This window comes from Sinorhizobium chiapasense, assembly GCF_045277575.1.
Taxonomy (GTDB): domain Bacteria; phylum Pseudomonadota; class Alphaproteobacteria; order Rhizobiales; family Rhizobiaceae; genus Ensifer; species Ensifer chiapasense_A.
The window spans coordinates 477,175-490,799 of sequence record NZ_CP144206.1 but is presented as its reverse complement, the minus strand read 5'-3'; the positions used below and the strand labels follow the sequence as shown (position 1 = coordinate 490,799).

General features: G+C 63.2%; 12 protein-coding genes. 8 read left to right on the top strand and 4 right to left on the bottom strand.

Annotation, left to right across the window (positions count from 1 at the left end):
• Window positions 1–22 precede the first annotated feature (22 nt).
• The 6 genes from QM996_RS21155 to curA all read left to right on the top strand — a co-directional run bounded on the left by QM996_RS21155 (window position 23) and on the right by curA (window position 6,576).
• Window positions 23–1,210 carry a YcaO-like family protein gene (locus QM996_RS21155; RefSeq protein ID WP_500270525.1) on the top strand — a complete coding sequence of 396 codons (1,188 nt, stop codon included), beginning with the start codon at window positions 23–25 and terminating at the stop codon, window positions 1,208–1,210.
• Window positions 1,207–1,932 (top strand): TfuA-like protein, encoded by a 726-nt coding sequence (locus tag QM996_RS21150; protein WP_334198024.1) that lies wholly within the window; start codon window positions 1,207–1,209, stop codon window positions 1,930–1,932. The genes QM996_RS21155 and QM996_RS21150 overlap by 4 nt, the downstream gene beginning before the upstream one ends.
• 65 nt (window positions 1,933–1,997) lie before the next feature.
• Window positions 1,998–2,288, top strand: coding sequence for a hypothetical protein (locus QM996_RS21145; protein ID WP_429820128.1), 291 nt, complete (start codon window positions 1,998–2,000; stop codon window positions 2,286–2,288).
• A 604-nt stretch (window positions 2,289–2,892) separates the two neighbouring features.
• Window positions 2,893–3,939 carry an isopenicillin N synthase family dioxygenase gene (locus QM996_RS21140; protein ID WP_500270468.1) on the top strand — a complete coding sequence of 349 codons (1,047 nt, stop codon included), beginning with the start codon at window positions 2,893–2,895 and terminating at the stop codon, window positions 3,937–3,939.
• A 27-nt stretch (window positions 3,940–3,966) separates the two neighbouring features.
• Entirely contained in the window at window positions 3,967–5,328 is a 1,362-nt protein-coding gene (locus tag QM996_RS21135; protein ID WP_334198021.1) for an O-acetylhomoserine aminocarboxypropyltransferase/cysteine synthase family protein, read from the top strand.
• Window positions 5,329–5,550: 222 nt separating this feature from the next.
• Entirely contained in the window at window positions 5,551–6,576 is a 1,026-nt protein-coding gene (curA, locus tag QM996_RS21130) for an NADPH-dependent curcumin/dihydrocurcumin reductase (protein WP_334198020.1), read from the top strand.
• A gap of 24 nt (window positions 6,577–6,600) precedes the next feature.
• Here the strand turns inward: curA and QM996_RS21125 are convergent, their stop codons facing one another.
• From QM996_RS21125 to QM996_RS21110, 4 genes are all read right to left on the bottom strand, one after another.
• On the bottom strand, window positions 6,601–8,367 hold the full coding sequence (locus tag QM996_RS21125; RefSeq protein WP_334198019.1) for a tetratricopeptide repeat protein: 1,767 nt from the start codon (window positions 8,365–8,367) through the stop codon (window positions 6,601–6,603).
• Between the two features lie 219 nt (window positions 8,368–8,586).
• Window positions 8,587–8,862, bottom strand: a complete 276-nt coding sequence (locus QM996_RS21120) for a hypothetical protein (RefSeq protein WP_334198018.1) — start codon at window positions 8,860–8,862, stop codon at window positions 8,587–8,589.
• A gap of 456 nt (window positions 8,863–9,318) precedes the next feature.
• Window positions 9,319–10,365, bottom strand: a complete 1,047-nt coding sequence (locus QM996_RS21115) for an HAD family hydrolase (protein ID WP_334198017.1) — start codon at window positions 10,363–10,365, stop codon at window positions 9,319–9,321.
• 43 nt (window positions 10,366–10,408) lie between these two features.
• Complete coding sequence (locus QM996_RS21110; RefSeq protein WP_334198016.1) at window positions 10,409–11,380, bottom strand: formylglycine-generating enzyme family protein; 972 nt, start codon at window positions 11,378–11,380, stop codon at window positions 10,409–10,411.
• Between the two features lie 259 nt (window positions 11,381–11,639).
• On the opposite strand from QM996_RS21110, the gene QM996_RS21105 reads away from it, so the two are divergent.
• Both QM996_RS21105 and QM996_RS21100 read left to right on the top strand, forming a co-directional pair.
• Window positions 11,640–12,611 (top strand): AAA family ATPase, encoded by a 972-nt coding sequence (locus tag QM996_RS21105; RefSeq protein ID WP_334198015.1) that lies wholly within the window; start codon window positions 11,640–11,642, stop codon window positions 12,609–12,611.
• Between the two features lie 16 nt (window positions 12,612–12,627).
• Window positions 12,628–13,623: a DUF58 domain-containing protein gene (locus QM996_RS21100; RefSeq protein ID WP_334198014.1), complete on the top strand. Its 996-nt coding sequence runs from the start codon at window positions 12,628–12,630 to the stop codon at window positions 13,621–13,623.
• Window positions 13,624–13,625 lie beyond the last annotated feature (2 nt).

Below are 13,625 nucleotides of genomic sequence, written 5' to 3'. Positions count from 1 at the left end.
TTTCAGCCGTTCGACGCCCGGCGTGCTTTCATACGGCGATCGCGCCTGTCCGCCGGAAGAGACCCTTCGGCGCATCGAGCCATTGTTGCCCAAATTCGGCATCAGCAGGCTTGCGCGCCTGACTGGGCTCGACAAGGTCGGAATTCCCGTCTGGAGCGCCATTTCACCGAATGCGCGGTCGATCGTCATCAATCAAGGCAAGGGTGTTACCGACGACGACGCCAAGGTTTCGGCCGCGATGGAGGCGATCGAACGCGCCGTCGCCTGCGCTCCACCGGTGCCGGCCAGGATGGCGACCCGCCGGGCATTGTGTGAAAACGGTGATCGGGCGCTGACGCTTCCGGGATTGATCGCCACCGGCCAGCCGGATCTCGGCGACGACGAGACGATCGCCTGGCTTCGCGGCTTCGATCTCTCAGACAGAGCCACCACATGGGTGCCGCTTCAGGCGACGACCCTCGACCGGACCATCGAAGGCTGCCGATACTGGCAATCCTCGGATGGCCTTGCCTCTGGCAACAGCCGGACGGAAGCCATCCTGCACGGACTGCTCGAGCGGATCGAGCGCGACGCCGAAACGCTCTGGCGCCTGTTGCCGCTGGGCGGCAAGCTCGGCAGTTGCATCGATCCTGTCTCGTTCGAGGATCCGATCCTCGACGCGATGGTGCGTCAAATCGATGCCTGCGGCCTGCAATTGCGCCTCTTCGACATGACCAGCGACGTCGCTATACCCTGCTACGCAGCAACCCTTGCAGAAGCCGGCATCTTGAGTGCACGGCAAGCCCGGTACCACGACGTGACGATCGGACACGGAGCGCACCCGGTGGCGCGCAGAGCCGCCATCCGCGCCGTGACCGAGGCCGCCCAGTCGCGGCTCACCTATATCAGCGGTGCCCGCGACGACGTTTTTCCCGACACCTTTACCCGCCCCCTCTCCCGCGAGACGCAGCGGCTGTTCGAGGCGGCCCCGCAAAGGAAAGCCCCGACGGCGACAAACGCCGCAGGTGGACCGCAAGGACTGCTGCGCTTCGCAATGCGACGGCTCGAGGAGGCGCGTATCCGCTCGGTTGTGGTCGTACCCCTCGTCGAAGAAGGAGACATGCCGTTCTCCGTCGTCAAGGTTCTCGTTCCGGAGCTCGAGAACCCCGACGGGTCGCGCAAGCGCCGTTTCGGCGAGCGGGCGCTGGCACGCGCGTTGGAGGTCGGATGAAGATCGCCTTCGTCGGGCCGAGCCTGCCGGACGCGCACCGCCTCGCAGCCGCCCCCATCACGGTCCTGCCGCCCGCCGTCCAGGGCGACATTCTCCGCGCGACCGAGCGTGGCGCGACGGCCATCGGCCTGATCGATGGCCATTTCGAACACGTCGCCCCGGTCTGGCACAAGGAAATCCTGTATGCGCTGACGCAAGGCGTTCAAATATTCGGCGCCGCCAGCATGGGGGCGCTTCGCGCTGCCGAATGCGCTCCCTTCGGCATGGTGGGCATCGGCGAGATCTGCCGAGAGTATGTTGAAGGCGAGCGTGTGGACGATGCCGATGTCGCCCTGATCCATGGCCCGGCCGAACTCGGATACCTGCCGCTGACCTTGCCGCTCGTCAACGTGGACATGACCCTCAGACGCCTGCGGGAGCGCCAGTTGCTTCCGGCGGATGAGGTGGCGGCGATCGGTGCTGCGGCAGCCGCCGTCTTCTACAAGGAACGCACCTGGACGACGATTGTCGAGCGCGCGGCACTTCCTGCCGGTACCAATCGCACCCGCCTCGCGGGCCTGCTTGCCGCCGAATTCGTCGACCAGAAACGCATCGATGCGCTGCATTTGCTCGACGCACTGCACAACGCGTCCGACCAACGGACGGTTGCGGCGCGAGATTGGGAATTCAATTCTACCAGCATGTGGAAGAGGTTGTTCGGTCAACCTGACGCTTCATCTTAAGCGCGCGGTTTTCCCATACAACGTGTGTCACGCTCATGTCACGCGCACTGCGGCGCAGTCACGCTATGATTGACCACGCTGAACTGGATCTGTCGATCCACAGGGAGCTGGGGAAAATGATGCTATCTTCATTTGCTGTACCGGTGGAAGCGGAAGACAAGGAAAAGGAGCTGCTGGCATTGGCTCGCCTTGTCACCTATGCGCGAGACTCCGCCAAGACCCTCAATGTCGAAGGTGTGCAATATTGCCTCGAGCTGGCGCTCGCATCGCTGCTCAAGGAGGCTGAGGAATACGGTGACAAGAGGGCACACCTCACCAACGAGCTGATGACGCGACCAAGCCTCGGTCGCTGCTGAGGCCGGCAAGTTCTGGGCGTTCAGCGTCCAGAATTGCGGCGTCATGAAGGATCATCCCCCGTTGCCGGAAACGATGGAATGATCTGAACAACCAAATCGCTAAAAAGCCCTGTCTGCAGACGTGCAAGACGGGGCTTTTCATTTGCCGCCTGCAAGCGATTCATCGCCGGCGATGGGTGTCGTACGGCCCGCGGGGCGCGGCAGTTGCGTCTTCCGCCGATCTGCCGGGGATATCGGTCATCCGACATCTAAAGTTCGACGCAAGAGCGCGCTCGCCAGCGCCAAAAGCAGGGGCTGGACGGAATTTCCCCGCAACGTCGCCCCGCCCGAACATTTGCTTCGCTCATCGCCGACAATTTAGTCCATAATTTCCATAGATATTATTGAATAAATGATGCCACCGGGTAGGCTTGGACCACTCGACGCAAGCGGGGATGCCATGAGCCAATTCCATTCCACGACCGGTGACTTGCCGCAGCGCATTCTCTTGCGGTCACCCCAGGCGCCTGCCGCATCCCCCTTCGCACTTGAACCCCTCAGTGTGCTCGCCGCTCGCTCCGCATAAGCGCGGGTGTCGCCAACCAGCGGCGCGCACCAGGAAACAATGGAGACCATCTTGAGCCAGACCAATCCAACCCTGCCTGTCCTCGACCTTTCGCGCTTTGCGGCGGGCCACCCCGAGCGGGCAACGGCGCTCGCCGAATTGCGCAGCGTTGCCCGCTCGGTGGGCTTCTTCTACCTCGAAGGGCACGGCATTCCGCAGGAAGAGATCGACGGCATCCTCTCGCTTTCGCGGCGCTTCTTCGCACTGCCTGAGGATGACAAGCTGGCGATCGAAATGCGTAAGTCGCCGCACTTCCGCGGCTATAACCGCGCCGGCGTCGAGTATACCCGCGGCGCCCAGGACTGGCGCGAGCAGGTCGATTTCGGCCCCGAGCGTCAAAGCCTTAAGGTCACGGCAAAGGATGCGCCGTGGAAGCGGCTGGTCGGCCCCAATCAGTTCCCCGATGCATTGCCCGAGTTGAAGCCGGCGATCCTCGGCTATATCGAAGCTGTCACCGGGCTCGGCATTCGCCTGATCGAGATCTTCTCCGAGGCGCTCGGCCAGAAACCCGATGTCTTCGGGCCGATCTATCGCGATGGCCCCAACCAGCTTCTGAAGATCATCCGCTACCCCGGCCGCGACAAGACGCAGAGCGACCAGGGGGTGGGCGCCCACAAGGACGGTGGCTTCGTCACCATCCTGCTGCAGGACGTGGTCGGCGGCCTGCAGGTCGATGATGGCAAGGGCGGCTGGATCGACGCGCCGCCGAAGCGCGGCACCTTCGTCATCAATGTCGGCGAACTGCTCGAACTGGCGTCGAACGGTTTCCTGCTCGCCAACATCCACCGGGTGGTCACGCCGCCGGCGGGCGGCGACCGGCTTTCCGTCGCCTTTTTCCTCGGCGCCAACCTCGCCTCCACCATTCCGGTGCTCGACCTGCCGCCGGAGCTGGCGGCGCAAGTCCGCGGCGTGACCCAGGATCCGCAGAACCCGCTCTTCCACGAGGTCGGCCGCAACGTGCTGAAATCCCGGCTGCGCTCGCATCCGGATGTCGCGGCCGCGCACCACGCCGACCTGCTAGAGCAGAAGGCGGCCGTGCCCGCCTGATCAACCTGAGAACCGAGGAGAAATGGCATGACGATCCATCAAAAGCCGGAAGAACCCGCAATCGAGATCAAGGCACCGACCGGGCTGCGGGAGACCGGCGGGCGGCTGCATCCGGAAACCCTGGCGCTCCACGGAGGCAGCTACCGTTTCGACCCGGCAAGCGGCGCCGTCGCCGTGCCGATCTACCAGACGACCTCCTATCAACTGCCCGGCACGGATGGTGCCGACAAGCTCTTTGCGCTCGAGGCCCCGGGGCATCTCTACACCCGTGTCTCGAACCCGACCCAGGACGCCTTCGAGCAGCGCCTGGCGGAAATCGAAGGTGGCGCCGCAGCACTGGCGCTCGGATCCGGCCAGGCGGCATCGGCTTTCGCACTGCTGAACCTTGCACGCGCCGGCGACAACATCGTCAGCGCCGCCGGGCTCTATGGCGGCACCTGGGCGCTCTTTGCCGCAACGCTGAAGAGCTTCGGCATAGAAGTGCGCTTCGTCGATGCCGCCGATCCCGAGGCCTTTGCCCGGGCAACGGACGACAGGACGCGCGCCTACTACGCCGAGTCCCTGCCAAACCCGAAGCTCGAAGTCTTCCCGATCGGCGAAGTGGCCGAAGTCGGCCAGCGCTTCGGCATTCCGCTGATCGTCGACAACACCGCGGCGCCGCTGACGATCCGCCCGTTCGACCACGGCGCGGCCGTCGTCGTCTATTCGACGACCAAATATATCGGCGGTCACGGCACCTCGATCGGCGGTGCGATCATCGACAGCGGCCGCTTCCCCTGGCATGAGCATGAGGCGCGGCATCCGAACCTGCACGAGCCGGACCCGAGCTACCAAGGCAAGACGTGGCTCGAAAAGGCCGCCGCGATCGCCTTCCATCCCTATATCCTGCGCGCCCGCGCGGTGCTGTTGCGCGACCTCGGCGCCGCCATCAGTCCGTTGAACGTCTTCCAGTTCATCCAGGGGCTGGAGACGCTGCCGCTCAGAATCCGCCAGCATAACGAGAATGCAATCAAGGTCGCCGAGTTCCTCCGCAGTCATCCGAAGGTCGGGCGCGTAATCTTCCCGAAATTCCAGGAAGGCGAAGTGAAGGCCCGCGCCGAGAAATATTTCCAAAACGGGCACTATGGAGCGCTGGTCGGCTTCGAGCTGAAGGACGGACGCGAAGCCGGACGCCGCTTCATCGACGGGCTGAAACTGCTCTGCCACGTCGCCAACATCGGCGACGCGCGTTCACTTGCCATCCATCCGGCAACGACGACGCACTCGCAACTTTCGGAGGAAGACCAGCTGAAGACCGGCGTAACGCCGGGTTACGTCCGGCTCTCGATCGGCATCGAACATGCCGACGACATCATCGCCGATATCGGTCAGGCGATCGACGCAGCCTGACGGCGCAATTCCGTGCCAGCCTCCGCAGCCCAGGCCTTCGCGGCCGGGCTGCGGAGGTTTCTTTTGGCGGGCGAGAAATGCCCGATAGGCCGACGATCGGTTTCGTGCCACAAATGGTCGCCGGTCGGCGTCCGTGAAATGCTGCCTGTAGAACTTTGATTTTCTGCATGTCTTCGTCCTTAAATCGAGGTCGATCTAAGGAGACATGCAGTAGGAGAGATCATGAGCACGAACACCCAGGTCCTGCTTGCAGCCCGGCCATCGGGTCGACCGACGCCGAGCGATTTCCGCATCGTCGAGACGGCAATCCCCGAGCCGGCCGAAGGCGAGGTCCTGCTGAAGATCCTCTACCTCTCGCTCGACCCCTATATGCGTGGCCGCATGAACGCCGGCAAATCCTACGCCAAACCCGTGGAGATCGGCGCGGTCATGGAAGGCGGCACTGTCGCCCGCGTCGTGCGCTCACGTCACCCGGACTTCAGCGACGGCGACTTCGTGCTCTCCCACTCCGGCTGGCAGAGCTATGCGCTCTCGCGCGGCGCGGACCTGCGCAAGCTCGATCCGTCCGCGGCACCTCTGTCGACGGCGCTTGGCATTCTTGGCATGCCCGGCTTCACCGCCTATGCGGGACTGCTGACGATCGGCCAGCCGAAGCCGGGCGAGACGGTCGTCGTGGCTGCGGCAAGTGGTGCTGTTGGCTCGGCGGTCGGTCAGATCGCCCGCATCAAGGGCGCGCGCGCGGTCGGTATCGCAGGTGGAGCGGACAAGTGCGCTTTCGTTCGCGACACGCTCGGCTTCGATGCGGTGATCGATCACCGCGCTCCCGATTTCGCTGAACAGCTTGCCGCCGCGTGCCCCAACGGCATCGACGTCTATTTCGAGAACGTCGGCGGCCATATCTGGGACGCGGTATTTCCACTGCTGAACGACTTTGCCCGGGTGCCCGTCTGCGGCTTGATCGCGCACTACAACCAGACCGGCGGTCCACAAGCTGGCGGCGACAGGCTGCCGGGCGTCATGCGCGAGGTTCTGAGCAGGAGCCTGCTGATCAGGGGCTTCATCCAGCGTGAATTCGCCGATCAGCGTCCAGCCTTCTACCAGGAGATGGCAGGCTGGATCGCGCGCGGCGAGGTTCGCTACAAGGAGGACATCGTCGATGGCATCGAGAACGCTCCGAATACCTTCATCGGGCTGCTCGACGGCCGCAATTTCGGCAAGCTGATTGTGCGCGTGGCCGCCGAGAACTGAAAAGCCCCGCCCCGCAAGCGATCACTACAGGCCGGCGAGGCGGACGCCGGCCTTGCCAAGACCGTCATCGAGAAGCGCGATCAGTTCGGGCGCATAACCGCGCGCGGCGAGTTCGCCTTCAATCGACCGCGTCGAGCCAATCTTGTTCCAGCGTAAGCCGTCAAGGGCGCTGGTGGCTTCTCTCGTTAGGCCGAGTTGACCTGCCGCTGCTATCCGCAGGAGGTTGACGGCGGTGTCGGCGGGATTGGCAAGTTGGCGCGCACGTCTCAGCGCTTCGCGGTATTTGCCGTTCCGATAGTCTTCGAGCGCCAGCGTGAGCGCCGCGTCGCGGTGCAGATACTCGCAGCCCACTTCCGCCACCCGCGCGAGGCTCACGCCCTCCGAATACTGCCCACTGACGAAGAGCAGCAGGCCGAGCCGGGCGGGAATGGCGTCATCGAGCGGATTGAGCGCAGCGGCACGGCGACCGGACAAGAACGCGGCCTCCGTGTCGCCGGTGACGAAGCGCGCCTGCATCTGCGCGATGTAGCTCTGGCTCGATTGCGGTGCGAGAGTGACGGCCTTGTCCGCGAGCTTCACCGCTCGCGCCGCCACCGTCGGCGAGGCGCTCGCCTCGCCGGTTGCCACCAGCACCATGGCGAGGCTCGCAAGCACATCGGGATCCGCCGCCTGATAAGTCAGCGATTGCTCCAGGCAGGCATGGGCCGAAGCCAAGCCTTCCGGGTCGACCCGGGCCAGCGCGACATCGGCAAGCAGCACGCAACCGTAGCCGATCGACGGCGTCACGAGCTGCCGCGCCGCCTCCAGGCTGACGATGACTCCTTCCTCGCCGGCAAGCGACCGGGCGAGCCGATCGAGCAGTTTTTCCTGAACCGCTGGTGCGTCACCGTTGTCGATAGCGGCTTTCGCGGTACCCGCTCTCAGCGCCTCATTGCTTTGCGCATCGACGACCTGCCACGAGACCTGATGTTCCTTGACGTCGGCACTGTACGCGACCGAAAGCCGGTACTCCTTGCTCCCCTGCAGCTTCACCGGCGGCGCCGACGCGACCCAGCCGGTAACCGATGCGACATCGATGCCTGCCCCCGGCGCTTGCGCCAAAATGCGTACCGCGGAGAACTGGGACAGCGCATGGACCAGGTAGTCGCCTGCCTTCCTCTGCTCTTCGCCACCGGTTCCGCTGCCCGCTGGAACGTCGATGACGATCGTCGGCTTGGCGGAAAGCACCGGTTGCCATGGAAGGCGTTCAACGACGGAGAGATAGAAGGCTCCAGCCATTGCCGCGATCCCCGCGGCAGCGGCCGCAACCACGCCGAGCGGACGACGTGGCGGCCGAACAAGGACGGGAGCGACCTCGACCGGTTGCTTCTGCTCGCTCCCCGCTTCCGTGGGATCCGCTGCGATTTCCGAAGGCCCCTGTGCCAGGCCGCTCGTCACGAATTGCGGAACGTAATTTCCCTTTGGAAGCTCAATGCGAAGCCTCTCCTTCTCGCCGACGGTCTCGTAATATTGTGTCAGCGCCGCGCGCAGCCGCGAGGCTTCGACGCGCACGATTGGATCGGTTGCCGGATCGAAGGAGGCCGGCCGGCCGAAAACGTCGATCGCGATCGTGTAGGCTTTGACCTGCCCCGAGCGGCCAGCGAAGAACTCGTCGACCAGGTAGCGCAGGAGCTTCCGGTGGCGTTCAGTCGCGTGAAACTGGCTATCGGCAAGAATACGGTCAAGTGCAGCACGTGCGTCACATTCATCAATGGCACAATGAGCTGCTAGACCCGCATTTCTGGCTTCCATGATGCGCTCCCAACTGCCCACAACCTCAAAGAGAGTGCAAACGCGAGACGAACTCTAGACGAGAGCCGCAATGGCGAAAAGCAAAATATTGCGCCATCACAAAACATTTTTACGAAGGGAATGAGTCATTTCAAAACGGAGCAAGAACCTATCGAAGATCCCACAGAATTTTCACGGGCTTTTCATGAAACCGACGAAATCAAGAAGGCTATTTGTTAATCACAATGGACTAGGTTCGCGGCCTGAATCGATGATACAGATAGAAATTACCTCTTCTTCGATCTCGCGACAGATCAATTCATACTCCGAGATCATCGAATGATCCAGAGGATCAAGCCTACGTTGCCGATCGAGCATCGAGCTCGCCTCTTCATAGGCCTCGCAGAGGCTGGAAAGAGAAAGGTTCTTGGCGCCCAGGAGTTGCAATTGACCACGCAGCGCCGGGAGCTTCAGCATAAGCTTCAAAAGTCCGCGCTGGATGGCCGCGTTGGGCATTGTTTGCTACCCGCCTGATCGACAATCGATGACCTTGCCGCCAACCCGACAGGCCGGCGCGTCATTTCTCAAGGACCATTTTCCCGGGATCGTGACGACACATCGGCCTGCCGACGCGCTCAACCAAAGCTGACGGCGGGAGCAGACCTCTCCCTCGATGGTTAGCGTGACGATAGCCGCTCCGTTTCGGAAGTACGTAACAGTAACTTTGCCCCGATAGCCTTGACGCCGACGAGATGAGCGTCCGAATTCGCCCCTCGATACGGCGAGTTCCACACGTCAGCAGACCCCCGGCATCGCCAAGGCTATCCCTCTCGACGACAGATCGGTCTGGACGCCTTTCGAACCATAGGTCACCGTTGCCGGAGTGCGGCCGAGAGGGCTGGGCCCCGCCGACTGTCGCAGGCGGGTCGATCGACATCGGACACTGCCCGCCCAAGGGGAGCCGACTGCCCCTTACTTCTCGAAGGCATATATCTTGCGCCAGTCCTTTTTCATGTCGACCAGTAGCCAGTTTCTCTGTTCGGCTTCCGTCAGCGCCTTGTCCAGCTTGCCGACGGGCGATTGCCGGTCATAGGCCCATTCGCGCTCTCCATCCGTATGGTGCACGATCAGGCCGAAGCGAGGGCCTGAGCCGGCCGTCACCCAGCGCAGCATTTCGTAGTCGCCATCGGAATTGCCGGCGGCAAAGATCGGCCGTCGGCCGATGAACGTGTTGATGCCGACGGGCTTGCCGGGGCCATCGTCGATGAAATCGATCTTGGGTTCGCGCGTCAGCACCGGCGTTTCGCCGTCGAGTTCATATTTCGTCGTGATGCTGCTGCCAACGACCTGTTCGGGCGGGATGCCATACATCTGTTCGGTCATTGGCCGCATGAACTCGATGCCGCCGCCGGAGACGATATAGGTCTTGAAGCCATTGGCCCTGAGATAATCGAGCAGCTCGCGCATCGGCAGATAGGTGACCTCGTTATAGGGACGGTTGAAACGCGGGTGTCTTGCCGTCGCGAACCAATCCTTGACCGTCTCGGTAAACGCATCCGTCGTCAATCCGGCATGGGTCGCCATCACGAGTTCGACCAGGCCTTTCTCGCCGGCGGCGGCAACACCCGCCATGTCGCCCTTCAGCAGCGATGCGAACGGCTCTTTGTCCTTCCATTCCGGATGCTCCGGCGCCATGGCCTTGACGCGGTCTGCGGCGAACAGGCCCTGGAAGTAGGTCGGCTCTTCGGTCCACAGCGTGCCGTCATTGTCGAAGACGGCGATGCGTTCCTCCGGCGTCACGAAGTCGGCACCGTTCTCGCTGGTCACCCGCGTGACGAAATCGACGATGGCCGTCTTCGCCTCACCATCGTTCCAGGACGGAAGATTGTCGGCGGGCGCATCGGCCGCGACGGCGGCAGCCGGCGCGGCCAAGGCGGTCGAAAGCAGGAACAGGAGACCGGCGAACCGCAAGCGGCGCCGTCTTGGCGTGGCCTTGGATCGCATCGCAATTGCCGTCATCACGCATCCTCCTTGCGGGAACGATTTGAATCCTCTGAAAGGGTTAGGGCCGCCGAATGCAGCGAAAACCGATATGGGTGGTCGCCGCGTTTTCCTCATGCGCATGGCGCGCCGCCGGCCGGTAGCGGCGGCAATAATTGGGTGCGCAGAGATGCGAGCCGCCTTTCACCACCCGGCGGGCGATGCGGATCGTCGGTTGTCTCGGATCGAAACTCGCGTCCCTGTCGCCGCCGCGCGGATTGGAAGGGATACAGCAACTCTTTTGCGCCGGCGCCGGGTGGTTGGTCGACCAGAAGTCGCTCGTCCATTCCCAGACATTGCCGATCATGTCATAGAGGCCGTAGCCGTTCGGCGGGAAGCTTGCGACCGGCGAGGTCCGTTCGAAGCCATCGGGCCTCAGATTTTCCGTCGGGAACATGCCGTGCCAGGTGTTCGCCATGAAGCGACCCTCCGGTACCAGTTCGTCGCCCCAGGCAAATTCCGCACCCTCGAGCCCGCCCTTTGCGGCGAACTCCCATTCCGCCTCCGTCGGCAAGTCCTTGTCCGCCCATTCCGCATAGGCCTTGGCATCGAGATAGGAGACCTGGACGACCGGATGATCGAGCTTGCCGCGGATGTTGCTCTGCCGCCCGTAGGGCCGCCGCCAATCGGCGCCGAACTTGAAGTTCCACCATTGCGACGGACTGCTGCCGGAAATCCTCTTCGGCGGATCGAAGATCACCGACCCGGCGCGCATCATCTCCGGCAGGGCGCCCGGATAATCCCTGGAATCCGGCGCCTTCTCCGCCTCGGTGACATAGCCCGTCGCCTCGACGAAAGCGGCAAACTGCCGGTTCGTCACCGGCGCCACGTCGATCCAGAACCCGTCCACCTTAACCGGATGCGCCGGCGCCTCCTCTGGATAGTGCTTGTCCGACCCCATGACGAAAATGCCGCCTTCGATCCAGATCGGCTCACGCGCATTGATCGCCGCCGGCGTTTCGTTGAGAAGCGGTATCTTCTGAGATACGGGCATGCGGCTTCCATCTCCCCAGAGCGGCGGTTTCGACCACCAAGTCGCTGCAAGCTAACGCCATTTCCCTTCGACCCAAAGTACGTAACCGTTACGACGGCAAGCAAAAACTCGCGGGCCACGGTCGAAATCAGGCAAATGCGCTTCCTGCCTGGTCTTCGTTACTGTTACGTCCTTTCCAATTGGCCTGATTTAACAATAAGCTCTGCCGAAATTTTCATGATGACTGATGCTGCCCGAAAGGCAGAGGGAGCAGGAATTCATGGGTGCACGCGACGACATCGAGCAACTCGGCAAGCGCATCGGCGAAGCGATCGTCGGCCAGGAAGGCATGATCGAGCGGCTGCTGCTGGGCTTGCTCAGCAACGGCCACTTGCTCGTCGAGGGCCTGCCGGGGCTCGCCAAGACCCGTGCCATCAAGAGCATGGCGAAAAACCTCGACGCGGAGCTTTCGCGCATCCAGTTCACGCCCGACCTTCTGCCCGCCGACATCACCGGGTCGGAGATCTATTTTTCCGACGGCGGCAAAGGCGAGTTTCGCTTTCAGGAAGGTCCCATCTTCGCCAATCTCATCCTTGCCGACGAAGTGAATCGTGCACCGGCGAAGGTGCAATCGGCCCTGCTCGAAGCGATGGAGGAGCGCCAGGTCACCATTGGCGGCAAGAGCCATACGTTGCCGGACCTGTTCCTGGTGATGGCGACGCAGAACCCGATCGAGCAGGAAGGCACCTATCCCTTGCCGGAGGCGCAGCTCGACCGCTTCCTCATGCATATCCAGGTGGATTATCCCGACGCTGCGTCGGAAGCCGACATCATGCGACTGGTGCGGTCCGAGGAAATCCACGCGAAATCCAACAATCACGCATCGGAAAGACTCGCCCAGGACGCGGTGTTTACCGCGCGCCAGGAGATCTCGGCGATCACCGTTTCAGAAGCAATCGAGAACTATATCGTCGCGCTCGTCATGGCGACCCGCTACCCCGACAAGGTCGACAAGGACCTTGCCAAATGGCTGCAGGTCGGCGTCAGCCCGCGCGGCGTCATCGGCCTCGACAAGGTTTCGCGGGCGCACGCCTGGCTGAACGGGCGTGACTTCGTGACCCCCGACGACGTCCAGGCCACCGTGCACGACGTCTTTCGCCACCGGCTGGTGCTCTCCTACGAGGCGCATGCCGGCGGCACCACCGCCAACCAGGTGATCGACCGTATCGTCGAACTCGTCGCGGTCGCCTGAGGATGGAGGTCTGCCGATGGCCATATCCCTGCCGGCTCTCGCCCGTTCCCGCGGCATCGTAAAGCCCCGCCAGGTCGATGCGACGGGCGTCTATACGTCGGTCGACACACTCGTCGGTCTTGAAGCCATGGCCCGCGACCTGACCTTCCTGCGCAAGGCGCCGGTGCGGCGCCTGCTTGCCGGACGTCATGAATCGCGCATGCGTGGTCGCGGGCTCTCCTTCGAAGAATTGCGCAACTATCTCCCCGGCGACGACATCCGTGCCATCGACTGGCGGGTGACGGCGCGCACCGGCAAGCCGGTCGTCCGCGTCTATGACGAGGAGAAGGACCGGCCGGCGCTGATCCTCGTCGACCAGCGCATCAACATGTTCTTCGGCAGCCGCCGGGCGATGAAGTCGGTCGCGGCCGCGGAGGTTGCGGCGCTCTCGGCCTGGCGCGTGCTGGCGCTCGGCGATCGCGTCGGCGGCTTCGTCTTCGGCGACGAAGAGGTTACCGAGGTCCGCCCCTATCGCAGCCGGGAAGCGGTGATCCGCCTGGCCGACAGCATCGTGCGTTACAACACGGCACTGCAGGCGGGCTCGCAGGCGCCGCATGGCGAGGAACAGCTCGACGTGGTTCTCTCCACCGTCGCCAATATCGCGCGGCACGATCACCTGATTATCGTCATCAGTGATTTCGATGGCTATAGCCTCGAAACCCGCGACATGCTCTTGAAGCTCTCGGCCCACAACGATGTGATCTCCGTTCTCATCTACGATCCGTTCCTGCTCGAGCTGCCGCGTAAGGGCGACATCGTCTTCAGCGGCGGTCTGCTTCAGGCCGAAGTGCAATTCGGCCACGGCAATGTTCGCGAGGCCATCGACAGCTTCGCCAGAAAGCGCGGGCGGGCGCTGCGCGCCTGGCAGGAGGAACTCGGCCTGCCGATGCTGCCGATTTCGGCAGCCGAGGACGTTGCTCCGCAACTGCGCACCATGCTCGGCCAGCTCGTCAGCCGGCAGCGGAGGCGATAGCG

Bases quoted from the DNA above. Each gene is read 5' to 3' on its own strand.
- QM996_RS21150 (WP_334198024.1), top strand. From the start codon at position 1,207: ATGAAGATCGCCTTCGTCGGGCCGAGCCTGCCGGACGCGCACCGCCTC.
- QM996_RS21145 (WP_429820128.1), top strand. From the start codon at position 1,998: ATGATTGACCACGCTGAACTGGATCTGTCGATCCACAGGGAGCTGGGG.
- QM996_RS21115 (WP_334198017.1), bottom strand. From the start codon at position 10,365: ATGACGGCAATTGCGATGCGATCCAAGGCCACGCCAAGACGGCGCCGC.
- curA (WP_334198020.1), top strand. From the start codon at position 5,551: ATGAGCACGAACACCCAGGTCCTGCTTGCAGCCCGGCCATCGGGTCGA.
- QM996_RS21120 (WP_334198018.1), bottom strand. From the start codon at position 8,862: ATGCCCAACGCGGCCATCCAGCGCGGACTTTTGAAGCTTATGCTGAAG.
- QM996_RS21140 (WP_500270468.1), top strand. From the start codon at position 2,893: ATGGAGACCATCTTGAGCCAGACCAATCCAACCCTGCCTGTCCTCGAC.
- QM996_RS21105 (WP_334198015.1), top strand. From the start codon at position 11,640: ATGGGTGCACGCGACGACATCGAGCAACTCGGCAAGCGCATCGGCGAA.
- QM996_RS21100 (WP_334198014.1), top strand. From the start codon at position 12,628: ATGGCCATATCCCTGCCGGCTCTCGCCCGTTCCCGCGGCATCGTAAAG.
- QM996_RS21110 (WP_334198016.1), bottom strand. From the start codon at position 11,380: ATGCCCGTATCTCAGAAGATACCGCTTCTCAACGAAACGCCGGCGGCG.
- QM996_RS21125 (WP_334198019.1), bottom strand. From the start codon at position 8,367: ATGGAAGCCAGAAATGCGGGTCTAGCAGCTCATTGTGCCATTGATGAA.
- QM996_RS21135 (WP_334198021.1), top strand. From the start codon at position 3,967: ATGACGATCCATCAAAAGCCGGAAGAACCCGCAATCGAGATCAAGGCA.